This is a genomic window from Rhodoferax sp. GW821-FHT07F03 (assembly GCF_059418745.1).
In genome coordinates this window covers 57,937-79,929 of sequence record NZ_JBWKQM010000003.1, presented here as the reverse complement: position 1 = coordinate 79,929, position 21,993 = coordinate 57,937, and the positions used below count along the sequence as shown (strand labels likewise).

The window sequence follows — 21,993 nt, the reverse complement described above, 5'->3', positions numbered from 1 at the left end:
ATCTTAGGCAGCTTCGACCAAGTCAAAGCTGGTGGTGATCTCGGCCGTCTTGCCCAGCATGATGGTGGCGGAGCAGTATTTGTCATGGCTCATGGCAATCGCACGCTCAACGGCAGCCGCGGGAATGCTTTTGCCAGTCACGGTGAAATGCATATTGATCTTGGTGAACACCTTTGGGTCGACCTCGGCGCGGTCGGCAGACAGCTTGACCGAGCAGCCGCGCACATCATGGCGGCCACGCTTCAGAATCAGCACCACATCGTAGGCAGTACAGCCGCCGGTACCGGCCAGCAAAGTTTCCATGGGGCGGGGCGCCAGGTTCTGGCCGCCATTCTCGGGTTTGGCGCTGTCAGGCGCTCCATCCATGGTCAAAGTGTGGCCACTGCCGGTCTCGGCCACAAAACCCATGCCGGAGCGGGTACCCGCTGCGCCGGTCCAACTGACTGTGCATTCCATGCTGCGTATCTTTCTGAGGCAAAGCCCAATTATGAGAACAAGACCGATTTTGCCTAGCAGCGCGGATTAATTCACGATTTAAGCAACACATGGATGCTGCAACGCAGCAAGACCTAGGGAAAACGACTACAATAAATCCATCGCACACATTTAACCCGTGTGCACCGTTTGTCTCCTCCACCCTCTGAAAAGGTGGATTTAAGCCCCGAGTCGCAAGACTTGGGGCTTTTTTTATGCCCTTAGCAGGCCACGCAAGCGCATACAGGCCGGCCCCTTATGATCTCCCTCCCAGGAGAACCCATGACGACCGCACCCGCCAAAGCCCCCAAGGCCCAGAAACCAACCAAAGCGGCCAAGCCGCTGACCCCCGCCGACTATCTGAAAAAGATTCTGACCGCCCGCGTCTACGACGTCGCTATCGAATCTGCCCTGGAGCCCGCGCGCAACCTCAGCCGCCGCCTCGGCAACACGGTTCTGCTCAAGCGAGAAGACACACAGCCCGTGTTCAGCTTCAAGCTGCGCGGCGCCTACAACAAGATGGCGCACCTGACGCCGCAGCAGCTCAAAAAGGGCGTAATTTGTGCCTCCGCGGGCAACCACGCCCAGGGCGTGGCCATTAGCGCCCGAAAACTTGGCGTGCGCGCCATCATCGTCATGCCCACGACGACGCCAAGAATCAAGGTGGATGCAGTACAGACATTGGGTGGCGAAGTTGTGCTGCATGGCGAAAGCTATTTCGACTCGTACAACCACGCACTCCAACTGCAAAAAAAGCAGGGGCTAACCTTTGTGCACCCATTTGACGACCCGGACGTCATCGCCGGCCAGGGCACGATCGCCATGGAAATTCTGCGCCAGCTACAAGGCCTGGGCTCGCAAAAGCTGGACGCCATCTTCGTCGCCATTGGCGGCGGCGGCCTGATCTCTGGCGTAGCCAACTACATCAAGGCCGTGCGACCTGAGATCAAGGTGATTGGCGTGCAGATGAACGACTCAGATGCCATGCTGCAGTCAGTTACGGCCAAAAAGCGCATCACACTTCCCGATGTGGGCCTATTCGCAGATGGCACAGCCGTCAAACTAGTAGGAGAAGAGGGTTTTCGAATCGCCAGCGAGCTGGTCGATGGGTACATCACCGTAGACACCGACGCCGTCTGCGCCGCCATCAAGGACGTGTTCGTGGACACGCGCAGCATTGTCGAGCCCTCGGGCGCCATGGCCGTGGCCGCCATAAAGCAGTACGTGGCCAAGCACAAGAAAAAAGACGAAACCTACGCCGCCATCCTGTGCGGCGCGAACATGAACTTCGACCGACTGCGCTTTGTCGCCGAGCGCGCCGAAGTGGGCGAGGAACGTGAAGCCCTGTTCGCCGTCACCATCCCCGAAGAACGCGGCAGCTTCAAGCGCTTCTGCGAAGCCATAGGCCAGCTGCCCGGCGGACCGCGCAATGTGACCGAGTTCAACTACCGCATCAGCGACGCGGCCAAGAGCAACGCTGCCCATGTGTTTGTCGGCCTGACCACCACGGCCAAGGGCGAATCGCAGAAGATCGCCAGCAACTTCAGCAAGCACGGCTTCAAGGCGCTGGACCTGACCCACAACGAACTGGCCAAGGAGCACATCCGCCACATGGTGGGTGGCCAGTCGGCGCTGGCGCAAGATGAACGCTTACTCAGCTTTGTGTTCCCCGAGCGGCCCGGCGCGCTGATGAAGTTCCTGAGCCTGGTGCGTCCGGGCTGGAACATCAGCCTGTTCCACTACCGCAACCAGGGCGCGGACTACGGCCGCATCCTGGTCGGCCTGCAAGTGCCCAAGACCGATGCCAAGGCTTTCGACAAATTCCTGGCCACGCTGGACTACCCCTACGTTGAGGAAACCAATAACCCGGTCTACCGCCTGTTCTTGCAGAGCTGACGCGCTTGGCCTTCGTCCGCCACTACCTGCTGGCCGTCCAGTTCTTCACCCGCATCCCCATCACGGGGCGGCTGGCGGCCTGGGTGGGTTACAGCCCGGCCATGCTGCGGGCCAGTGCGGCGCACCTGCCCGGCGTGGGCTGGCTGGCGGCGGCCCTGGCCTGCGGCGTGGCGGCGGCCTCTATGGCACTGCTGCAGCAACGCCCGGGCAGCACGCTGGTGGCGGCCGTGCTGTGCACCGTGGCCACGGTGCTGCTGACCGGCGGCTTCCATGAAGACGGCCTGGCCGACGTGGCAGATGGCCTGGGCGGCAGCGCCGACCGGGCCCGCGCGCTGGAGATCATGAAGGATTCACGGGTCGGCGCATTCGGCGCCATGGCCCTGGTGCTGGCCTTGATGTCCAAGGTCGCTCTGCTGGCCCTGCTCGGCAGCTACAGCACCCACGCCTTGCTGGCAGCCCTGCTCGGCGGCCATGTCTGGTCGCGCTTTTGCCCGCTGCTGCTGGTGCGCCTGCTACCCCATGTGGGCGACGCGGCCACCTCCAAAAGCAAACCCCTGGCGGACCAGATCAGCGGGGCGGCGCTGGCCGTTGCGTTGCTATGGTGTTTTATGCCGCTAGCGCAGGTATTACTTGCGCAAGGAGCTACATTTTTAATAGCAAGCCTGACCGCCAGCAGTCTGGCGTTTTTATGGATGAAGCGCCTGTTCGCCCGGCGGCTACAAGGTTTTACCGGCGACTGCCTGGGCGCCACGCAGCAAGTCTGCGAGATTGCCTTCTATCTGGGCGCCGCCATGGCCCTGCCATGAAGCTTTGGCTGGCCCGCCATGCCCGCCCGCTGGTGGCGCCTGGCGTTTGCTACGGCGCGCTGGATGTGGCAGCTGACACCTTGGCGACACAGACCGCTGCCGCCCGTCTGGCCGCCACCCTGCCCGCAGACATGGTTGTTTGCAGTTCCACGCTACAAAGATGCGAGCAGCTTGCGCAGGAACTGTCTTCGCTGCGGCCCGATTTGACGCTGAAATTTGATGCGCGGCTGCGCGAGATGGATTTTGGCCAATGGGAAGGCCAGACCTGGGAAGCCATCGGTCAATCCGCGCTGGACACCTGGACCGCCGACTTCGCCCACTACCGCCCGGGCGGTGGCGAATCGGTGCATGGCTTCATGCAGCGGGTGGGCGCTGCCTGGGACGATGTGGGGCCGCAGCCCATGCTGTGGATCAGCCATGCGGGCGTAGCGCGGGCCTGCAACTTGCTGTCCGCCGGTATCCGCACGCTACACCGCGCCGACCAATGGCCGCAGGCAGCACCCGCCTACGGCGAATGGACTACTTTCTGACGGGCAATTCCAGCGCAAAAGCGGCCGGCCCGTCCATGCTGGGTGCCAGCTCCGCGCGGCGCGGGCCCACCGACTGCAGCAGCAAAGCCCCATCGACCAAGCTGCCCACCCGGTAGGGCTTGGGCGCCTTGCCGTCCACGGCGATCAGGGCTGCCCCCTGGCGACCTGGCTCGGCAATCACGCCCGACAGCACAAAGCGCGTGGACGGGTTGACCGCCGCCACTGGCATGGGCCCTACACTGCCCAGCACATGCGCCACCGCCGCCGCGTCTACGGGCACAGCCCCCGGCCCGGCCACGGCGGCCTGCGGACCACTGGGTGCGGCCGTGGCCTTCAAGCCCCAGTACGCCACGCTGGCCAGGGCTAGAGCCCAGACCACAAAGGCCACCAAGCGCGGAGCCCAGCGTTCCATTACAGAATCGGATGCATTGATTAACATGCATTGATTATCATCGCAGCCCATGACACTCCACAGCCCTATTCGTTCCTCCAGTCCCCTTTACCACCGCGTGCGCAATATGCGTAATGCCGGCTTCACCCTGATCGAATTGATGGTGGTGCTCGTCATCATCGGCGTGCTGGCCGCGCTGATCGTGCCCAACGTGCTGGACCGCGCAGACGACGCCCGCGCCACCGCCGCCAAGACCGATGTCCACAACCTGATGCAGGCACTGAAGCTCTACAAGCTGGACAACCAACGCTACCCCACCGCCGAGCAAGGCCTGCAAGCCCTGGTCGCCAAGCCCAACACCAACCCCGTGCCACCCAACTGGAAGCCGTATGTGGAAAAGCTCCCCAACGACCCCTGGGGCCGCGCCTACCAGTACCTGAACCCCGGCGTGCAGGGCGAGATCGATGTGATGTCCTTCGGCGCCGACGGCCAACCAGGTGGCGAAGGCAAAAATGCCGATATCGGCAGCTGGCAGTAGGCAGCTTGCCTCTTCTCCAAGGGGCTTCACGCTGCTTGAACTGCTGGTCGTCGTCGCCATCATCGCCATAGCCAGTGCGGGCGTGGCTTTTGCCCTGCGCGACAACAGCCAGACCTTGCTGGAGCGCGATGCGGCGCGGCTGGCCGCCCTGTTTGAATCGGCGCGGGCCCAGTCGCGGGCGACCGGTGTGCCGGTGCGCTGGAGCAGCACGCCGGACGGCTTCCAGTTCGACGGTCTGCCGCCCCATACCCTGCCCGAACGCTGGCTGGGCAACGACACCGTGGCGCGCAACACCAGCCCGGTCGTGCTGGGCCCCGAACCGGTGATTGGCCGCCAGGAAGTTGTGCTGCAGTCCATCAGCCAGCCCAACGAACTGCTGCGCATTGCCACCGATGGCGCGCGCCCCTTCACCGTGCAGCCAGTCACACCGTGAAGGCACGCACCCGTCTATCCATCGTCCGTGGCTTCACCCTGATCGAGGTGCTGGTTGCGCTGGGCATCGTGTCGATTGCGCTGATCGCCGGGCTGCAAGCCACCCAGGCGCTGACCACCAACGCCACACGCCAGACCGATGTGCTGCTGGCCCATATATGCGCCGAAAACGAGCTCATCAAAATGCGCCTGTCCACCCAAATGCCCGGCGTGGGCGACTCCGACATCAACTGCGAACAGGCCGGCCACAGCTACCAGGTACGGCTCAGCGTGCTGCCCACGCCCAACCCCAGCTTTCGCCGGGTGGACGCGCAGGTGTTTGCCGCCAACGCGCCCATCCTGCGCCTATCCACCATCGTGGGACGGTTCTGATGCAGCGCCAACGTGGCTTCACCCTGGTCGAACTGCTGGTGGCCCTGATGGTCATGGCGCTGCTGGCCGTGCTGAGCTGGCGCGGGCTGGACGGCATGCACCGGGCGCAAACCCGCACCCAGCAACGCGCCGACGAGGTGCTGACGCTGCAGGCCGGCCTGAGCCAATGGAGCGCCGACCTCAACGCCCTGCTGCAATTGCCCAACATCAGCACCATCGACTGGAATGGCCGCAGCCTGCGCCTGGTGCGGCGCAGCACCGAACCCAACGCCGCCGGCCCACTGGTCGTGGCCTGGTCGCTGCGCAATGTGGACGGCACCGACCAGTGGCTGCGCTGGCAGTCGCCCGTGGTACGCAACAACGCGGCACTGACCCAGGCCTGGAACAATGCCGCACTCTGGGCGCAGAACCCGGGTGACGAGGCGCGCCGCGCCGAGGTGGCACTCACCCCGCTGAGCGACTGGCAGGTGTTCTATTACCGCGACGGCGCCTGGAGCAACCCGCAATCCAGCAGCGCCACCACGGCGACGGCCCCCAGCAGCACGGCATCCAGCGCAGCATCCACCGACTCCAGCATCCCCGATGGCGTGCGCCTGGTGCTGACCCTGCCGCCCGGCCAGGCACTGAGCGGTGTGCTAACGCGCGACTGGATACGGCCCACCGTAGGTGGAGGCAAATCATGAGAACGCCCCAGTCTTGTATTTATAAGAAATCGGCTTCCAGCGCAGGTAATACCTGCGCAAGTAGCTCTCAAAAAAATAGCAAACACCAGCAACGCGGCGCGGCCTTGCTGCTGGCCATGCTGACCGTCACCCTGGTCGCCACACTGGCCGCCGCCTCGCTATGGCAACAGTGGCGCAGCGTGGAGGTGGAAGCGGCGGAGCGCCAGCGCGTGCAGTCGGCCTGGATACTCACTGGCGCACTGGACTGGGCGCGGTTGATACTGCGCGAAGACGCCCGCTCTGGCGGAGCCGACCACCTGGCCGAACCCTGGGCCGTGCCACTGCAGGAGTCGCGCCTGTCCACCTTTCTGGCAGCCGACCGCAACAACACCGGCGGCATGAGTAGCGACGAGGAGGTAGACGCGTTTCTGTCCGGGCAAATCACCGACATGCAGTCACGCATGAACATCATGAATCTGGTGGAGAACAACAAGATTTCCGAAGTCAGCCTGGCCGCCTTCGGCCGCCTGTTCGAAGAACTCAAGCTATCGCCCCAGGAGCTGACGCAGATGAGCAGCCAGCTGCAGTTGGCGCTGGACAGCACGCAGACCAACAGCGACAACCCAAGCATCCCGCTGGTGCCACGGCGCGCCGAAGACCTGGGCTGGCTGGGCCTGAGCCCCAGCAGCGTGGCCGCGCTGCGACCTTATGTGTCGGTACTGCCCGTGCATACCTCCGTCAACCTGAACACCGCCAGTGCCGAGGTGTTGGTAGCCAGCGTGCCCAATCTGTCCATGGCCGATGCGCAGAAGCTGGTCAGCGCCCGCGCCAGCAAATACTTTCGCAGCACGGCCGATGCCAGCACCCTGCTGAACCAGCCGGGCATCAGCTTCAGCGAATCCGAGCACGGCGTGGCCACCCGCTATTTCGAAGTGCTGGGCCGGCTGCGCATGGGCGCCACTACGGTGCTGGAGCGCTCGCTGGTGCAGCGTGACGGCATCAATGTCAGCACCCTGTGGCGCGAGCGTGCGGTGGCCGATCCGTCCGGCAAGGCTCCGCTGTGAAGCAGGGTCTTTGCCAGCGGGGACCGTCACAGTCTCTACATACAATGGCCGGCCTGAGTTTCGTCTGCCGTACGCAGGGCGCCCCAGCGCATGCAAGTTGTTCCACGTTGTCACGCCCATGAGTACCCTGATCGTTCTACTCCCTCTTGAATCTACCGGCAGCGCAGGCCCGCTGGACTACGTGCTGACGCCGGACGGCCACAGCGTGGGATCGCACGACCGCGCCCCCGCCGCCCTGCTGCCCGTGGCCACCGCCACCGAACTGGTGGCCGTGGTGCCCGCGCAAGCCCTGTCCTGGCACCGCGTCGAGCTGCCCAAGGGCAGCCTGCAGCGCAGCGCTCTGGGCCGTGCAGCCGACACGCCCCGCCTGCGCGCCCTACTGGAAGGCCTGCTGGAAGAACGCCTGCTGGAAGAGCCATCCGAGCTGCACTTCGCCGTCCAACCCGATGCGCCCAGCGAAGGCCCGGTCTGGGTTGCCGCCTGCAACCGCGCCTGGCTACGCAGCGCCCTGGCGGTGCTGGAGGCCAGCCAGCGCGCGGTGGCGCGCATCGTGCCCGAATTCAGTCCCCTGCCCGAGGGCAGCGACAGGGTGTACATCCTGGGCACGCCCGAGGCTGCGCAGATCGTCCACGCCGGCCCCCAGGGCATCCACCTGCTGCCGCTGAACCACGCCACGCTGACCATGGCCCTGGGTGGCGCAGCCGATACGCTGGAGATCGTCGCCGAGCCCGCCGTCGCCAGCATGGCCGAAGAGCTGGCGCAGCGCCCCGTCACCCTGCAGCACAGCGCCGAACGCTGGCTGGCCTCGGCCCATGGCCGCTGGGACCTGGCGCAATTTGACCTCACCAACTCCGGCAGCAGCCGCGCCTGGAAGACCCTGGCCGGCCACGCCGAACGCATACTGCAAGCCCCCGCCTGGCGCCCCGCGCGCTGGGGTGTGGGCTTGCTGCTGCTGGCCCAGCTGATCGGCCTGAACGCCTGGGCGTGGAAGGAAAGCAATAGCCTGGAAGCCAAGCGCAAGGCCATCCGCGACAGCCTGACGCAAACCTTCCCCCAGGTAAAGCTGGTCGTGAATGCACCGGTGCAAATGGCGCGCGAGTTGGACCTGCTGCGCCAAAGCGTAGGGGCCACCTCGGCACGTGACCTGGAGCCCATGCTCAGCGCGCTCGGTGCGGTGTTGCCGCCGCAAACTTCTGCCAGCCAGCTGGACTTCAGCCCCGGCGAAATCCGGCTCAAGGGCCTGGACCCGGCACCCGGCCCCGACGCTATCGCCAGCCTGCGCAGCAGCGGCTACAGCCTGCGCAGCGAAGGCAACTTGCTGGTACTGCAAACCGCCAACGGAGCCACACCATGAAGACTCCGTCCTTCCTGCTGCAGTTGCAACCCCACTGGGCCGCCCTGGCGCCGCGCGAACGCCGCAGCGTGCTGGCGGCAGTAGCCCTGGTCGGCCTGGCCCTACTGTGGTGGCTGGCCCTGAGCCCCGCCCTGCAAACCCTGCGTGCTGCCGATGTGCAGCACCGCGAACTTGATGCCCAGCTGCAGAACATGCACCGCATGCAGGCCGAAGTACAGGCCCTGAAAAACCAAAGCGCACTCGGCTTTGACGAGGCCCTGCGCAGCGTGCAGGCCTCGGCCAAGACCGATTTGTCCGGTACCGCGCAGATCAATGTGCTGGGCGAGCGCGTCAGCGTCACCCTGAAGAACACCCCGGCCGATGCGCTGGCCCGCTGGCTGGCGCAGGTACGCATCAATGCCCGCGCCCTGCCCACCGAAGCCAAACTGGTACGCAGCCCCGCCAGCACCGCAGCCAATGCGCCCCAGCCCGCCTGGGACGGCAGCCTGGTCCTGGCACTGCCCAAGCGCTAGAACGTGGCTCTGAAACTTGCAACTTCCCCCGCTCGCACCGCGCCCTGGCGCTGGGCCTGGGCGGGCGCCTGCCTGGGCCTGGCCTGGGCCCTGCTGGTATTTGCCCCTGCACGCTGGCTGGCTGCCGCACTGGACCAGGCCAGCCAAGGCCAGGTGCAACTGGCAGACCCGCTGGGCACGGTATGGGACGGTTCGGCCCAACTGGTGCTGTCGGGCGGCAAGGACAGCCGCGACCAGGCCGCCCTGCCCGAGCGACTGCGTTGGCGCCTGCGCCCCTCCTTCAGCGGTGTGTCCGCCGACATCCTGGCCGAATGCTGCATGGCCCAGCCGCTGCAGCTGCGGGCCGCGCCGCACTGGGGCGGTGGCGAGCTGACGCTGGCCGACAGCCAATCCCACTGGCCGGCCGCCTGGCTGGCCGGCCTGGGCGCCCCCTGGAATACCTTGCAGCCCGAGGGCACGCTAACGCTGGCCACCCAGGGCCTGGTCGTGGACCTGAACAGCGGGCGCATGCAACTCAGCGGCCGGGCCCAGCTGGAGGCTATCGACATCGCCTCGCGCCTGTCCACCCTCAAGCCCATGGGCAGCTACCGGGTCACACTGGCCGGCGGCAATCCGAACACCTTGCAGCTGGAAACCCTGAAGGGCAGCCTGCAACTGACCGGCAGCGGCCAGTGGGTCGGCACCCGCCTGCATTTCGACGGGGTGGCCACCGCCGCCCCGGATCGTATCGACGCTTTGTCCAATCTTCTCAACATCATCGGTCGGCGCGACGGCGCGCGTGCCATCATCAAAGTAGGTTAATGGAATGACCCCAGCCCGCACACCCACGCTGTCTTCGCGCTTTCCTAAAGCTATTATTTCAATAGCTATCACCGCAGGATTCACCTGCGCCAACGGCCTTTTTTCTATAAACGCACTGGCCCAGGGGCCAGCAAGCGACAAGGCCAGCACGGCCAAGCGCGGCGAACCCATCACGCTGAACTTTGCCAACGCGGAGATTGAATCGGTGGCCCGCACCATGGCCGTGATCACCGGCCGCAACGTGGTGGTGGACCCGCGCGTCAAGGGCACCATGACGCTGAGCACCGACCACCCGGTCAACCCCACCGTGGCCTACAGCCAGTTCCTGGCGGCGCTGCGCCTGCAGGGCTTTACCGTGGTCGAGTCCAGCGGGCTGGACAAGATCGTGCCCGAGGCCGATGCCAAGCTGCAGCCTGGCCCGGTGACCATTGGCGAAAACAATGCCGCCGTGGGCAGCCAGATCGTGACGCAGATCTTCAAGCTGAACTACGAAAACGCCGCCAACCTTGTGCCAGTGCTGCGCCCGCTGATCAGCCCGAACAACACCATCAACCTGAACCCCGGCAACAACTCGCTGGTAATCACCGACTATGCCGACAACCTACGCCGCATCGGCCGCATCGTGGCGGCCATGGATGTGTCCAACGCGTCGGACGTGGAAATCATCCCGCTGAAATACGCCATCGCCAGCGACCTGGTGCCGCTGGTGACCAAGCTGGTCGAGTCCGGCAGCACCACCGGCGCAGCCCCCGCCGCCGGGCAGACAGACAGCTCGTTCAAAACCACGCTGCTGGCCGAGCCGCGCAGCAATGCGATCATCCTGCGCGCAGCGAATCCGGCACGGGTGTCCCTGGTCCGCTCGCTGATCGCCAAGCTGGACCAGCCCACGGTCAACACCGGCAACGGCGAGGCCGGCAACATCTATGTGGTCTATCTGAAGAATGCCGACGCCACCAAGCTGGCCGTCACCCTGCGCGCCGCCATGAGCGGCGAGGCGCGCGGTAGTTCCAGCAGCTCCGGCAGCGGCAGTTCGGGCAACAGCTCCAGCATGTCCAGCGGGCTCAGCCCCACCAGCTCCGGCAGCAGTAGCAATAGCAGCTCAAGCAGCAGTTCGTCCAACTCCAGCAGCACGGGCAGCAGCGGCACCTTGAGCGGCACCACCAGCAACCAGCCGTCCACCGGCGGCCAGATACAGGCCGATCCGTCGACCAACTCGCTGATCATCACCGCGCCCGAGCCGCAGTACCGCCAGCTCCGTGCTGTCATCGACAAGCTCGACGGCCGGCGCGCCCAGGTGTTGGTGGAGAGTCTGATCGTCGAGGTCAGCAGCAACAAAGCTGCCGAATTCGGCATCCAGTGGCAGGGCGTGCTGGGCAGCGTGGGCCTGGGCACCAACTTCGGCTCCGGTAGCAGCAACCTGGCCACGCTGGCCACCAGCATCGCCACTGGCAGCACCAGTACTACCCTCAGCCCGGGACTGAACCTGGGCGTGGCCACCAAGATCGGGGGCACCTATGTGCTGGGTGCACTGGCCCGGCTGATGGACCAGACCGGCACCGGCAACGTGCTGTCCACCCCCAACCTGCTGACGCTGGACAACGAAGAGGCCAAGATCGTCATCGGCCAGAACGTGCCCTTCGTCACCGGCACCTACACCACCAACAGTGCCACCGGCACGTCCAACCCCTTCCAGACCGTTGAACGCAAAGACGTGGGCCTGACCCTGCGCGTACGCCCACAGATCAATGAGAACGGCACGGTGAAGATGGCCATCTACCAGGAAGTCTCCAGCGTGGATGCCTCCACCAAGAGCAACACCAATGGCCCCACCACCAACAAACGCTCCATCGAATCGAATGTGCTGGTAGACGACGGCTCCATCGTCGTGCTGGGCGGCCTGCTGCAAGACGACTATTCGGGCAACGTAGAGAAGGTGCCCGGGTTGGGCGATCTGCCCTTCCTGGGCAACTTCTTCAAAAGCGAAACCCGTACCCGCAACAAGACCAATCTGATGGTGTTCCTACGGCCCATCGTGGTACGTGACGCCGGCACCAGTGATGCGTTGGCGGTGGACCGCTACGACCTGATGCGCGGCCAGCAGCAGGACGTGAACCCGGTGCCACGCGTCGGCCTGTCCGCCGTGCCGGATGCCTCGGTGATCCCCGTCCTGCCGGCCTCCGACAAAAAAGTGGACGTGCCCAAGCCTCTGACCACGCTGCCCCTGGCCATGCCATCTCTGGCTGCGCCAGCATCGACGAACACCACGACTACCCCGTAAGCGATGCGCCACCCCCTGCCCTACGCCTTTGCCCGCGCCCAGCAACTGCTGCTGGAAGAAAACCTGGGTGAATACACGCTCTGGCTGCACCCGGCGTCCACGCCATCGGCCCTGAGCGAGGTGATGCGCAAATACCCGGTGCGCCAGATCGAAACCCTCAGCGCCGAGGCCCTGGCCCAGCGCATCAGCGCGGCCTACGCCCAGGGCGAGTCCAGTGCGGCGTCGGTGGTCAGTGAAGTCGAAAGCGATGCCGACCTATCGCGCATGATGCAAGAGCTGCCGGCCGTCGAAGACTTGCTGGAGATGAGCGACGACGCACCCATCATCCGCATGCTCAACGCGCTGCTGACCCAGGCCGCACGCGACGGTGCCAGCGACATCCATATCGAGCCGTATGAGCGCCATTCCAGCGTGCGCTTCCGCGTGGACGGTACGCTGCGCGAGGTAGTGCAGCCCAATCGCGCCCTGCACGCGGCACTGATCTCGCGCCTGAAGATCATGGCGGATCTGGACATTTCCGAAAAACGCCTGCCGCAGGACGGCCGCATTTCCTTGCGCATCGGCACCCGCGCGGTGGACGTGCGGGTCAGCACCCTGCCCAGCGCCCATGGCGAACGTGCCGTGCTGCGCCTGCTGGACAAGAGCGGCGCCAAGCTGACGCTGGAATCGGTGGGCATGCAGGGCGACGTGCTGGACAAGCTGCAAAACCTGATCAACCAGCCGCACGGCATCATTCTGGTGACCGGCCCCACCGGCTCGGGCAAGACCACTACGCTGTACGCCGCCCTGAGCCGCCTGGACGCCGGCAGCAGCAACATCATGACGGTGGAAGACCCGATCGAATACGAGCTGCCCGGCGTCGGCCAGACCCAGGTCAACGCCAAGATCGACCTGACGTTTGCCAAGGCGCTGCGCGCCATCCTGCGGCAAGACCCGGACGTGATCATGATCGGTGAAATCCGCGACTTCGAGACCGCGCAGATCGCCATCCAGGCGTCCCTGACCGGCCACCTCGTGCTGGCCACGCTGCACACCAACGACGCCGCCAGCGCGGTCAACCGGCTGATCGATATGGGCGTGGAGCCGTTCCTGCTGAGCAGTTCGTTGCTGGGCGTATTGGCCCAGCGCCTGGTGCGTAAGATGTGCCCCGTGTGCCACGGCAAGAACTGTGAAGCCTGCAGCCACACCGGCTACCACGGCCGCACCGGCATCTTCGAGCTGCTGGTCACCGACGACGCCATCCGCGCCCAAATCCACAACCGCGCCGCCGAAGCCGACATCCGCACCGCCGCGCGCGCCGCCGGCATGCTACTGATGCGCGAAGACGGCGAACGCCTGGTGCTGGCCGGTGTGACCTCGCGCGAAGAGCTGCTGCGCGTGACGCGGGACTAAATAAAGACTATATTCAGCCCATGCTTACCGCCTCCCACATCAAACCAATCAGCTATCTCAAAGCCAATGCCGCCCAGGTGCTGCGTGATCTGGCAGAGCAGCGCGAGCCTATGGTCATCACCCAAAATGGCGAAGCCACGGCCGTGTTACAAGACATTGCCAGCTACGAACAAGACCAGCAAACCCTGGCCCTGCTTAAAATACTGGCACTAGGCAACCAGCAAATTGAGCAAGGCCGCACCGTACCAGCCGCCAAAGCCATCGGCGATATACGCCAACGCCTATCGTCCAAAACCCCATGACGCAGACCTATCGGGTGGAGCTGACCGAGAACGCGCAGACGGATTTGAATGAACTGGTGGACTTCATCGCGCAACACGATGCTCCGCTCAAAGCCCTGCACGTTCTGGAGCAAATTGAAGGAGTTCTGACCTCCTTGCAGACATTCCCCGAACGTGGTGCCTTTCCCAAAGAGTTGCTGGCCTTAGGCAACCGTGAATACCGCGAAACCTATTTCAAACCCTACCGCATCATCTACAAAGTGTCTGCTGACATTGTGTTTGTCTATGTGATTGCAGACGGCAGACGCGATCTGCGCAACCTGCTGTCGCGCCGAATGCTGCAAGCCTAAGCCCACCCCATGCCCGCCTATTCCTTCGAAGCCGTAGACGCCCAGGGCCAGTCCCGCAAAGGGGTAATGGAGGCCGACACGGCCAAAGCCGCGCGAGCCTTGCTGCGCGCCCAGGCGCTGGTGCCGCTGGCGGTAACCCCCGTCAACGCCAGTAGCGGCAATGCATCGGCCGGCATCGGCCTGCGCACCACGCTGTTCGAGACCAAAGTCTTCAATGCCTCCGGCCTGGCCATCTGGACCCGGCAGGTCGCCGGCCTGGTGTCCAGCGGCCTGCCGCTGGAGCGGGCACTGACCGCACTGACCGACGAGGCCGAGGACGAGCGCCAGCGCAATCTGCTGGCATCCTTGCGTGCCGAGGTGAATGCCGGCGCCAGCTTTGCCAAGGCGCTGGGCCAGCATCCGCGCGAGTTCTCCGGCATCTACACCGCCGTGATCGGCGCAGGCGAGCAAAGCGGTGCGCTGGGCGGGGTGCTGGAAAGCCTGGCCACCGACCTGGAAGAACGCCAGGCGCTGCAGTCCAAGCTGATCGGCGCAGCACTCTATCCGGCCATCGTGACCCTGGTGGCGATTGCCATCGTGCTGTTCCTGGTCGGCTATGTGGTGCCGCAGGTGGCCAACGTGTTTGCCGGCAGCAAGCGTGCGCTGCCGTTTTTGACGGTGGCCATGCTGGCCATCAGCGACGTGGTGCGCAACTACGGTTGGGCCATGTTGATTGCTATTATTTTTGCAGCTATCGGCGCACGTATCGCCTACGCCAATGCCCTGATTCGTCAAAAATTCGACGCCGCCTTTTTGAAGTTGCCGCTGGTGGGCACACTGGCACGCGGCTACAACGCGGCGCGCTTTGCCAGCACCTTGGCGATGTTGGCCGCAGCCGGCGTACCCATTCTGAAAGCCCTGCAGGCCGCCGCCGAAACCCTGAACAACACCGCCATGCGCGCCGATGCACTAGACGCGCTGGTGCTGGTGCGCGAAGGTGCGCCGCTGGCATCGGCCCTGGCGCAGAAGAAACGCTTCCCCGGCCTGCTGGCCATGTTCGCCCGCCTGGGCGAGCAGACCGGCCAGCTGCCGCTGATGCTGCAGCGCGCCGCCCGCCAGCTGGGCACCGAGGTACAGCGCCGCGCCATGGCCCTGGCCACCATCCTGGAGCCACTGCTGATCGTGGCCATGGGCCTGGTGGTGATGCTGATCGTGCTGGCTGTACTCATGCCCATCATCCAACTTAACCAGTTCGCGAAATAGTGACCCCCCCCCAGGCTTGCCCACTGCGTGTGGCCTCCTCCCCCTTGCAGGGGGCAATACCAGCGGCCCGGCGAAGCCGGCTCCGCGGTATTTCTGGAGTGAGACAGGCTCGTTTGGATGTCCGGGGGAACCTGGCAACATACGCACTGGCTTAACGAGAACGCTTATGGCTCTGACCCTTGACGACAAATTGGTGGTGGCGATTTCATCGCGCGCCCTCTTCAACCTGGAAGAAGAAAACCGCCTGTTCGACGCGGGCGACGACAAAGCCTATATGCAGCTGCAGTACGAGCGGCTGGACATCACCGCCAAGCCGGGTGTGGCGTTTTCGCTGGTAAAAAAGCTGCTGGCCTTCAACGCCGATGGCGTGAAGCGGGTCGAGGTGGTGATACTGTCGCGCAACGACCCGGTCAGCGGCATGCGTATCTTCCGCTCCAGCCAGGCCAGCAATTTGCAGCTGGAGCGCGGTGTGTTCACCCAGGGCCGCGCGCCCTTCGGCTACCTGCGGGCGCTGGGCGCGCACCTGTTCCTGTCGGCCAATGAAAAAGACGTGCGCGAGGCGCTGAACCTGGGCTTTCCCGCAGCACGGGTGTTGACCGAATCGGCCCAGGCCGGCGACAGCAACCCGCATGAAGTGCGCATCGCCTTCGACGGTGACGCCGTGCTGTTCAGCGATGAGGCCGAGCGCATCTACCAGTCCGATGGCCTGCCCGCCTTCCAGCAGCACGAGGTCGAACATGCCTCCATACCGCTGCCCGACGGCCCGTTCAAGCCACTTCTGGCCGCGCTGCACCGCCTGCAAAAGGCCAGCACCCCGAATATGCGCATACGCACGGCCCTGGTCACGGCCCGCAGCGCACCGGCGCATGAGCGCGCCATCCTGACCCTGATGCGCTGGAATATTGCGGTGGACGAGGTGATGTTCCTGGGCGGGCTGGAGAAAGGCCCGTTCCTGCGCGAATTCGAACCCGACTTCTTCTTCGACGACCAGACCGGCCATGTCACTTCCGCCGCGCAGCACGTACCGGCCGGCCATGTGAGCAGCGGCGTATCTAACCCATCGCATTAAGCCCGCGAACTAATCCGCGCCGCAGCAGTCCATCTGCGGGCTTGTCCACTCTACCTACGTCACACACCCATGAGTCTTGCTTCGCGCTTTTCCAATCTGAAAGCCCAGACCGTCAAAGTCTGGGCTTTGTCGATTCCGTACTTCAAATCCGAGGAAAAATGGAAAGCCCGCGCCCTGCTGGCCGCCATCGTGGCGCTGAACCTGCTGGGCGTTTACCTGCTGGTGCTGCTGAATGAATGGAACCAGGTGTTCTACGACGCGCTGCAAAACAAGAACGCTGCCGTGTTCTGGCAGCAACTGGGCCGCTTCACCTACATCGCCTTCGCGCTGATCATCCTGGCGGTCTACAAGTTCTACCTGACCCAGCTGTTGGAAATGCGCTGGCGCGCCTGGATGACCGAGCACTACCTGGCCCGCTGGCTCAGCAACCAGTCGTTCTACAAGATGGAACTGGCCCGCTTTGCCAAGACCGATGCACTCGCCACCCCGGACAACCCCGACCAGCGTATCCAGCAGGACCTGAACCAGTTCACCAGCCTGACCATCGACCTGTGCATGGGCGTGCTGAACGCGCTGGTCACCCTGGTCAGCTTTGTCGGCATTCTGTGGGGCTTGTCAGGCAACTTCTCGTTCCGCCTGGGCGGCAGCGAATACTTTATCCCCGGCTTCATGGTCTGGATGGCCGTGCTGTACTGCCTGGCCGGCAGCGTCATCACCTACTGGATTGGCCGCCCGCAGATCAAGCTGAACTTCCAGCAGCAAAAAGTCGAGGCCGACTTCCGCCACCACATGGTGCGGGTGCGTGAATACAGCGAATCGATCGCACTGGACCGTGGTGAGGCTGCCGAAAAAGCCCATTTGGACCTGCGCTTCAAGGCCGTGCTGGCCAACTACCTGAAGCTGCTGAAGGCGCAGAAAAGCCTGATCTGGTTCAATAGCTTTTTCGGCCAGGCGGCGGTGGTCTTTCCCTTCATCGTGGCGGCACCGCGCTTTTTCAGTGGCGCCATCCAGCTGGGCCAGCTGATGCAGATTTCATCCGCCTTTGGCCGGGTGCAAGACTCGTTGAGCTGGTTTGTCGACAACTACAGCAGCTTGGCCGCCTGGCGCGCCACCACCGACCGTTTGACCTCGTTTGAAGAGCAAATTCAAGCTCTGGCGCAGGTAGAGTCTGCGCAAGCAGCTATCAATTCTGCAGCACCTGATACGCTGGAGGTCCATGCGCTGACCCTGCGCCTGCCGAACGGACAAGTCTTGTTGCAAGGGCAAAACCTGCATGCAGCGCCTGGCGACAGCATTCTGCTCAACGGCCCGTCGGGCAGCGGCAAGTCCACGCTATTCCGTGCGCTGGCGGGCATTTGGCCATTTTCCAGCGGACATGTCGCGCAGCCGCAAGATGCGATGTTCATCCCCCAGCGGCCCTATTTCCCGGACGGCAAGCTGCGCGATGCCCTGGCCTACCCCTCGGCAGCCGACCAATACGACGACGCACAGCTGCGCCAAGCGTTGGCAGATGCCTTGCTGCCTGACCTGGGTGAACAGCTGGACGTGGAAGCCGCCTGGAGCCAAAAACTCTCGGGTGGCGAGCAGCAGCGGCTGGCAATTGCACGCGTTCTGCTGAAGAAACCCCGCTGGATTTATGCCGACGAAGCCACCAGCGCACTCGACGCCCCGACCGAAGAAGCCATATACAAACGGCTGCTAGCGCAGGTACAACAGGCGCAAGGCGCTATTATTTCAATAGCTCACAGACCCGCCATCGGCGCCTTCCACAGCACGCGCTGGACGCTGGAGCCACAGGCCGAAGGCGCTGCGGCTCGCTACCACTTGGTGCAAAGCCAGGGCTGAAACAACAAGGGCCCCGTCGGGGCCCTTTAAAAATACCTTGACGATTTAAACGCTGCTGCTGGTCTTTTTCACGATGGTGGGGTCGGAGTAGGTTAGCGGCCCTTCGGATTGCTTTTCAGAATTCAAAACCTGGTTGGTCGCCTGGTTGGTCACGTCCACCGCATTGCCACCGGCGCGCCACAGAGCCTGCAAAAAGTCCAGCAACTTCTTTGACAGGGGTTCGGGCGGCGGGTTTTCCACCTTTTTATCGGAGGCCTGGGGCGTGGTGGTCCAGTCTTTGGACGGCTCGTTTTCAGTCGTCGTGGGCTGGTTCGGGCCTGGCTCCTTGCCGGCATCGACAAGTTTGGCGGTCTTGGCGGTATCTTCGGGTGCTGCGCTTTGAACCGGGTCTTGTGTCTTCTTGGTCTCGACAGCGGCTACCGAAGCTGCAGCATTTGCCGCGCCAACCGCGGTATTGGCCACACCAGCCACTGCTTTGATACCACCGGCTTCGTCGGCTTTTTCCTTGGCAGCAGGCTGGATGGACGCTCGCAAGCGTGCCGCAGCCTCCAGCGCGGCAATCTCTTGCTGGGTGGTGGAGATATCCACTTTCGTGGAAGGTTCGGGCTTGGACGCCGCCTCTACCTTGGCGGTCGCTTCCTGAATCAATGCGGACTCGGCCTTGGGGGCCGCCGCACCGATGCCCGAATGCGTACCGGCGGCAGTCGGCGGCCAGCTAGCGGTTCGTTCAACAGAGGGCAGTTGCATAGCGTTCACCAGGTTAGAGGGCGATGGAATACTTTTTCCACACCACGTATCTTGGTTAACGGCAGAAATGGAGGCTTATTTAGGGCTATTTCTTAAAAAAGATAAAAATCTTTACAAAGAAACATTTTCCCGGCCCTCAAGTTTTCAAAGGAAGCGCTCCAGCAGGCGGCGCGAGGCCCGGTCCAGGGTCAGCATGTCGCGCACGCGGAACTGCACGCCCGCCCCGCCAGCGATCAGCAGGCCGGTCCGGCCCAGACGGCGGATGTCTTCCTCGGTCTTGAGCACGAACTCGGTGTCACCCCGATCGGTCTCCACCGTCCACACGCTGGGGGTGGAAAAGGTGGACACGGTCTTTAGCCGCCGGATCTCGGGCACAAACTCGCGGTTGGCCAATTCTTCAGACAACAGCGCCCACACCGCTGGCGGCAGGCTGCTGGTTTGCGCTACCCACACCAGCTCGCGGCCTTCGGTGCCAACCAGGGACAAGCCCTCTTCAGGCGACGTAATGGGAAATGCCCGTACCGGCAGCACACCCTCGTGGCGCTCACCGCTGGCAAGCACCAGCACCAGACGCCCAAAAGCGTCACGTTCCAGTTGGAAATCAGGGGTCAACACAGCCATCATGGATTACCTGCAGGGTGGGCCGAATGGGCTATCGGCATGGAGGCGGACAAACTTAAACCCTCGTCTTCGGCTTCAGTGCGGCGCAACTGGGCCTGGTAGAGGCGCCAGTACGCCCCCTGGCGCTCCATCAATTCCTCATGCGGGCCGACCTCGACCACCCGACCGCGGTCCATCACCACCAGGCGGTCTGCCTTGCGCAAGGTGGACAAGCGGTGGGCGATGGCGATGGTGGTGCGGCCCTGCACCAGGTTGTCCAGCGCCTTCTGGATCTCGTTCTCGGTCTCGGTATCCACCGAGGAGGTGGCCTCGTCCAGGATCAGGATGCGCGGGTCGATCAGCAAGGCCCGGGCGATGGAAATGCGCTGGCGCTCCCCGCCCGACAGGCCCTGGCCACGCTCGCCCACCAGCGAGTCATAGCCCTGGGGCAGGCGCAGGATGAACTCGTGCGCATGCGCGGCGCGCGCGGCCGCCACGATCTCGGTGCGGCTGGCGTCTGGCCGGCCGTAGGCGATGTTCTCGGCAATCGTGCCAAAGAACAGAAAGGGCTCTTGCAGCACCAGGCCGATGTGGCGGCGGTAGTCGGCCACGGCAAAACGGCGGATATCGGTGCCGTCCACCTGGATGGAACCGTCGGTTACGTCGTAAAAACGGCAGATCAGGTTCACCAGGGTGCTTTTGCCCGAGCCGCTGTGGCCGACCAGGCCGATCATTTCACCCGGACGTATCACCAGATCCATGTCACGGATGACCGAGCGGTTGCCGTAGCGGAAGCCAATGCCTTTCATCTCGATCTGGCCGCGCACCTGCACCGCGCCGGGCATGCCCGAGCCGACCACCACGGGTTGGGTGGGTTCCGGCACATTCGATACATGGTCCAGGATGTCAAAAATGCGCTTGGCGCCAGCCGCCGCCTTCTGCGTGACCGACACAATGCGGCTCATCGAGTCCAGCCGGGTGTAGAAGCGGCCGATATAGGCCACGAACGCGGTCAACACCCCCACGGTGATCTGCTGCTTGGAAACCAGCCAGATACCGAAGGCCCAGACCACCAGCAGGCCGACCTCGGTCAACAGCGACACCGTGGGCGAAAACAGCGACCAGACCTTGTTCAACCTGTCATTGGCTTCCAGGTTGTGCTTGTTTGCCGAGCGGAAACGCTGAGCTTCGCGCTTTTCCTGGGCAAATGCCTTGACCACGCGGATGCCGGGGATGGTGTCAGCCAGGACATTGGTCACTTCAGACCAGACCCGGTCGATCTTCTCGAAGCCGGTGCGCAGCCTGTCACGCACGATATGGATCATCCATGCGATGAAGGGCAAGGGGATCAGTGTCACCAGCGCCAGCAGCGGGTTTTGGTAGAACAGGATCACCGCCGTCATGGAGATCATCAGCACGTCGGTGGCGAAATCCAGCGCATGTAACGACAAAAAGACGCAGATGCGGTCGGTTTCCGAGCCGATGCGCGACATCAGGTCGCCAGTGCGTTTGCCACCAAAGTAGTCCAGCGACAGCTGCAGCAGGTGGTCAAAGGTGGCGGTACGCAGGTCGGCGCCAATGCGCTCCGACACCAGCGACAAGATATAGGTACGCGCCCAGTTCAGCCCCCAGCCCAGCAAGGCGGCGCCCAGCAGCCCGCCCAGGTACACCACCACCTTATGCGGTTCAATGGTCTGGCCGTTCTGGAACGGGATCAGTATCTCGTCCATCAAGGGTATCGCCAGGTAGGGCGGGATCATGGATGCTGCGGTGGACGCCAGCGTCAGACCGAAGCCGGCCGCCAGCTGCTTGCGGTAAGGCTTGGCAAAGCGCCACAGGCGCAGCAGCACCCAAGTCGATGGCGGCGTATGCAGCTCACGCTGGCAGACGCTGCACTCGTCGCTATCGGGCGGCAACGGGGAATGGCAGGTGGGGCACAGGCCAGGGTCGTCGGCCACCGCCAGCGGGTCGATTGGTACCAAGCGTAGCTCGAACAGCTTGAGCAGGCGCAGCGCCTGCGGGTCGGCAGCCAAGGTGTAGCGCCAGCTGGCCAAACGGGTGTGGCTGTTGTGCAACTCCAGCGTACCCACGCCAGCATGGTCGAAATGGCGCAGGGCCAGATCTGAAGCCAGCGGCCAGCTGGTCCACACGCCATCCTGGCAGGCCAGCAGGCGCTGGTTGGTCAAGGCCAGCAGGCCGGGCACAAAGCGCAGCTGGGTATCCAGGTCAACGGACAGGCTGGCTACGACGTTCTCGTGGGCAAGGAGCTGCTTTTGCAGCCCAAGGGAAATATCGACTGTATGGTGTTCTTGCATTTTTTTGACCCCGCGATCTCTTACCTGGTGCCAGATGGGCCA

General features: G+C 63.9%; 23 protein-coding genes. 18 read left to right on the top strand and 5 right to left on the bottom strand.

Going from position 1 to position 21,993, the window contains the following annotated elements; translation table 11 throughout:
• Positions 1-3 precede the first annotated feature (3 nt).
• On the bottom strand, positions 4-456 hold the full coding sequence (locus tag AC07R0_RS05000; RefSeq protein ID WP_495076033.1) for an OsmC family protein: 453 nt from the start codon (positions 454-456) through the stop codon (positions 4-6).
• A gap of 300 nt (positions 457-756) precedes the next feature.
• On the opposite strand from AC07R0_RS05000, the gene ilvA reads away from it, so the two are divergent.
• From ilvA to AC07R0_RS04985, 3 genes are read left to right on the top strand one after another with little or no spacing between them, the layout of a single operon-like run.
• Positions 757-2,370, top strand: coding sequence for a threonine ammonia-lyase, biosynthetic (ilvA, locus tag AC07R0_RS04995; RefSeq protein ID WP_495076034.1), 1,614 nt, complete (start codon positions 757-759; stop codon positions 2,368-2,370).
• Positions 2,371-2,375: 5 nt separating this feature from the next.
• Positions 2,376-3,176, top strand: coding sequence for an adenosylcobinamide-GDP ribazoletransferase (locus AC07R0_RS04990; RefSeq protein WP_495104025.1), 801 nt, complete (start codon positions 2,376-2,378; stop codon positions 3,174-3,176).
• Positions 3,173-3,706 (top strand): histidine phosphatase family protein, encoded by a 534-nt coding sequence (locus tag AC07R0_RS04985; protein WP_495104024.1) that lies wholly within the window; start codon positions 3,173-3,175, stop codon positions 3,704-3,706. The genes AC07R0_RS04990 and AC07R0_RS04985 overlap by 4 nt, the downstream gene beginning before the upstream one ends.
• Here the strand turns inward: AC07R0_RS04985 and AC07R0_RS04980 are convergent.
• A complete protein-coding gene (locus AC07R0_RS04980; RefSeq protein WP_495076037.1) occupies positions 3,696-4,118 on the bottom strand; it encodes a type II secretion system protein N in 423 nt (140 codons plus the stop codon). The genes AC07R0_RS04985 and AC07R0_RS04980 overlap by 11 nt on opposite strands.
• 106 nt (positions 4,119-4,224) lie before the next feature.
• Between AC07R0_RS04980 and gspG the strand changes: the two genes are divergently transcribed.
• The 15 genes from gspG to AC07R0_RS04905 all read left to right on the top strand — a co-directional run bounded on the left by gspG (position 4,225) and on the right by AC07R0_RS04905 (position 18,289).
• Positions 4,225-4,635 carry a type II secretion system major pseudopilin GspG gene (gspG, locus tag AC07R0_RS04975; RefSeq protein WP_495104249.1) on the top strand — a complete coding sequence of 137 codons (411 nt, stop codon included), beginning with the start codon at positions 4,225-4,227 and terminating at the stop codon, positions 4,633-4,635.
• Positions 4,610-5,068, top strand: coding sequence for a prepilin-type N-terminal cleavage/methylation domain-containing protein (locus AC07R0_RS04970; RefSeq protein ID WP_495104023.1), 459 nt, complete (start codon positions 4,610-4,612; stop codon positions 5,066-5,068). The genes gspG and AC07R0_RS04970 overlap by 26 nt, the downstream gene beginning before the upstream one ends.
• Complete coding sequence (gspI, locus tag AC07R0_RS04965; RefSeq protein WP_495104022.1) at positions 5,065-5,439, top strand: type II secretion system minor pseudopilin GspI; 375 nt, start codon at positions 5,065-5,067, stop codon at positions 5,437-5,439. Before AC07R0_RS04970 ends, gspI begins: the two co-directional genes overlap by 4 nt.
• Positions 5,439-6,122: a PulJ/GspJ family protein gene (locus AC07R0_RS04960; RefSeq protein WP_495104021.1), complete on the top strand. Its 684-nt coding sequence runs from the start codon at positions 5,439-5,441 to the stop codon at positions 6,120-6,122. The genes gspI and AC07R0_RS04960 overlap by 1 nt, the downstream gene beginning before the upstream one ends.
• Positions 6,119-7,165 carry a type II secretion system minor pseudopilin GspK gene (gspK, locus tag AC07R0_RS04955; RefSeq protein WP_495104020.1) on the top strand — a complete coding sequence of 349 codons (1,047 nt, stop codon included), beginning with the start codon at positions 6,119-6,121 and terminating at the stop codon, positions 7,163-7,165. The genes AC07R0_RS04960 and gspK overlap by 4 nt, the downstream gene beginning before the upstream one ends.
• A gap of 118 nt (positions 7,166-7,283) precedes the next feature.
• Positions 7,284-8,519: a type II secretion system protein GspL gene (gene gspL / locus AC07R0_RS04950; protein WP_495104019.1), complete on the top strand. Its 1,236-nt coding sequence runs from the start codon at positions 7,284-7,286 to the stop codon at positions 8,517-8,519.
• Complete coding sequence (locus tag AC07R0_RS04945; RefSeq protein ID WP_495104018.1) at positions 8,516-9,031, top strand: type II secretion system protein M; 516 nt, start codon at positions 8,516-8,518, stop codon at positions 9,029-9,031. The genes gspL and AC07R0_RS04945 overlap by 4 nt, the downstream gene beginning before the upstream one ends.
• Positions 9,032-9,034: 3 nt before the next feature.
• On the top strand, positions 9,035-9,832 hold the full coding sequence (gspN, locus tag AC07R0_RS04940; RefSeq protein ID WP_495104017.1) for a type II secretion system protein N: 798 nt from the start codon (positions 9,035-9,037) through the stop codon (positions 9,830-9,832).
• A gap of 4 nt (positions 9,833-9,836) precedes the next feature.
• Positions 9,837-12,110 carry a type II secretion system secretin GspD gene (gspD, locus tag AC07R0_RS04935; protein WP_495104016.1) on the top strand — a complete coding sequence of 758 codons (2,274 nt, stop codon included), beginning with the start codon at positions 9,837-9,839 and terminating at the stop codon, positions 12,108-12,110.
• Between the two features lie 3 nt (positions 12,111-12,113).
• Positions 12,114-13,502, top strand: coding sequence for a GspE/PulE family protein (locus AC07R0_RS04930; protein ID WP_495076047.1), 1,389 nt, complete (start codon positions 12,114-12,116; stop codon positions 13,500-13,502).
• 20 nt (positions 13,503-13,522) lie between these two features.
• Positions 13,523-13,804, top strand: coding sequence for a type II toxin-antitoxin system Phd/YefM family antitoxin (locus tag AC07R0_RS04925; RefSeq protein ID WP_495098386.1), 282 nt, complete (start codon positions 13,523-13,525; stop codon positions 13,802-13,804).
• The gene (locus AC07R0_RS04920) at positions 13,801-14,133 is read left to right on the top strand and encodes a type II toxin-antitoxin system RelE/ParE family toxin (protein ID WP_495104015.1); all 333 of its coding nucleotides are present in this window, start codon (positions 13,801-13,803) and stop codon (positions 14,131-14,133) included. Before AC07R0_RS04925 ends, AC07R0_RS04920 begins: the two co-directional genes overlap by 4 nt.
• Positions 14,134-14,142: 9 nt before the next feature.
• A complete protein-coding gene (gene gspF, locus AC07R0_RS04915; protein ID WP_495104014.1) occupies positions 14,143-15,375 on the top strand; it encodes a type II secretion system inner membrane protein GspF in 1,233 nt (410 codons plus the stop codon).
• Positions 15,376-15,541: 166 nt separating this feature from the next.
• Positions 15,542-16,444 (top strand): 5'-nucleotidase, encoded by a 903-nt coding sequence (locus AC07R0_RS04910; protein ID WP_495076050.1) that lies wholly within the window; start codon positions 15,542-15,544, stop codon positions 16,442-16,444.
• A 69-nt stretch (positions 16,445-16,513) separates the two neighbouring features.
• The gene (locus AC07R0_RS04905; RefSeq protein WP_495104013.1) at positions 16,514-18,289 is read left to right on the top strand and encodes an ABC transporter ATP-binding protein/permease; all 1,776 of its coding nucleotides are present in this window, start codon (positions 16,514-16,516) and stop codon (positions 18,287-18,289) included.
• A 45-nt stretch (positions 18,290-18,334) separates the two neighbouring features.
• Here the strand turns inward: AC07R0_RS04905 and AC07R0_RS04900 are convergent, their stop codons facing one another.
• The 3 genes from AC07R0_RS04900 to AC07R0_RS04890 all read right to left on the bottom strand — a co-directional run bounded on the left by AC07R0_RS04900 (position 18,335) and on the right by AC07R0_RS04890 (position 21,951).
• The gene (locus AC07R0_RS04900; RefSeq protein ID WP_495104012.1) at positions 18,335-19,036 is read right to left on the bottom strand and encodes a hypothetical protein; all 702 of its coding nucleotides are present in this window, start codon (positions 19,034-19,036) and stop codon (positions 18,335-18,337) included.
• Positions 19,037-19,180: 144 nt separating this feature from the next.
• A complete protein-coding gene (locus AC07R0_RS04895) occupies positions 19,181-19,660 on the bottom strand; it encodes a cyanophycin metabolism-associated DUF1854 family protein (RefSeq protein WP_495104011.1) in 480 nt (159 codons plus the stop codon).
• On the bottom strand, positions 19,657-21,951 hold the full coding sequence (locus AC07R0_RS04890; RefSeq protein ID WP_495104010.1) for a cyanophycin metabolism-associated ABC transporter: 2,295 nt from the start codon (positions 21,949-21,951) through the stop codon (positions 19,657-19,659). The genes AC07R0_RS04895 and AC07R0_RS04890 overlap by 4 nt, the downstream gene beginning before the upstream one ends.
• Positions 21,952-21,993 lie beyond the last annotated feature (42 nt).

What these genes read in the sequence shown, in the direction of transcription:
- AC07R0_RS04900 (WP_495104012.1), bottom strand. Translation starts at nt 19,036, where the DNA reads ATGCAACTGCCCTCTGTTGAACGAACCGCTAGCTGGCCGCCGACTGCC.
- AC07R0_RS04905 (WP_495104013.1), top strand. Translation starts at nt 16,514, where the DNA reads ATGAGTCTTGCTTCGCGCTTTTCCAATCTGAAAGCCCAGACCGTCAAA.
- gspL (WP_495104019.1), top strand. Translation starts at nt 7,284, where the DNA reads ATGAGTACCCTGATCGTTCTACTCCCTCTTGAATCTACCGGCAGCGCA.
- AC07R0_RS04930 (WP_495076047.1), top strand. Translation starts at nt 12,114, where the DNA reads ATGCGCCACCCCCTGCCCTACGCCTTTGCCCGCGCCCAGCAACTGCTG.
- AC07R0_RS04920 (WP_495104015.1), top strand. Translation starts at nt 13,801, where the DNA reads ATGACGCAGACCTATCGGGTGGAGCTGACCGAGAACGCGCAGACGGAT.
- AC07R0_RS04960 (WP_495104021.1), top strand. Translation starts at nt 5,439, where the DNA reads ATGCAGCGCCAACGTGGCTTCACCCTGGTCGAACTGCTGGTGGCCCTG.
- AC07R0_RS04985 (WP_495104024.1), top strand. Translation starts at nt 3,173, where the DNA reads ATGAAGCTTTGGCTGGCCCGCCATGCCCGCCCGCTGGTGGCGCCTGGC.
- AC07R0_RS04925 (WP_495098386.1), top strand. Translation starts at nt 13,523, where the DNA reads ATGCTTACCGCCTCCCACATCAAACCAATCAGCTATCTCAAAGCCAAT.
- AC07R0_RS04945 (WP_495104018.1), top strand. Translation starts at nt 8,516, where the DNA reads ATGAAGACTCCGTCCTTCCTGCTGCAGTTGCAACCCCACTGGGCCGCC.
- AC07R0_RS04890 (WP_495104010.1), bottom strand. Translation starts at nt 21,951, where the DNA reads ATGCAAGAACACCATACAGTCGATATTTCCCTTGGGCTGCAAAAGCAG.
- gspD (WP_495104016.1), top strand. Translation starts at nt 9,837, where the DNA reads ATGACCCCAGCCCGCACACCCACGCTGTCTTCGCGCTTTCCTAAAGCT.
- ilvA (WP_495076034.1), top strand. Translation starts at nt 757, where the DNA reads ATGACGACCGCACCCGCCAAAGCCCCCAAGGCCCAGAAACCAACCAAA.
- AC07R0_RS04895 (WP_495104011.1), bottom strand. Translation starts at nt 19,660, where the DNA reads ATGATGGCTGTGTTGACCCCTGATTTCCAACTGGAACGTGACGCTTTT.
- gspG (WP_495104249.1), top strand. Translation starts at nt 4,225, where the DNA reads ATGCGTAATGCCGGCTTCACCCTGATCGAATTGATGGTGGTGCTCGTC.
- AC07R0_RS04970 (WP_495104023.1), top strand. Translation starts at nt 4,610, where the DNA reads ATGCCGATATCGGCAGCTGGCAGTAGGCAGCTTGCCTCTTCTCCAAGG.
- AC07R0_RS04910 (WP_495076050.1), top strand. Translation starts at nt 15,542, where the DNA reads ATGGCTCTGACCCTTGACGACAAATTGGTGGTGGCGATTTCATCGCGC.
- gspF (WP_495104014.1), top strand. Translation starts at nt 14,143, where the DNA reads ATGCCCGCCTATTCCTTCGAAGCCGTAGACGCCCAGGGCCAGTCCCGC.
- AC07R0_RS05000 (WP_495076033.1), bottom strand. Translation starts at nt 456, where the DNA reads ATGGAATGCACAGTCAGTTGGACCGGCGCAGCGGGTACCCGCTCCGGC.
- AC07R0_RS04980 (WP_495076037.1), bottom strand. Translation starts at nt 4,118, where the DNA reads ATGGAACGCTGGGCTCCGCGCTTGGTGGCCTTTGTGGTCTGGGCTCTA.
- gspK (WP_495104020.1), top strand. Translation starts at nt 6,119, where the DNA reads ATGAGAACGCCCCAGTCTTGTATTTATAAGAAATCGGCTTCCAGCGCA.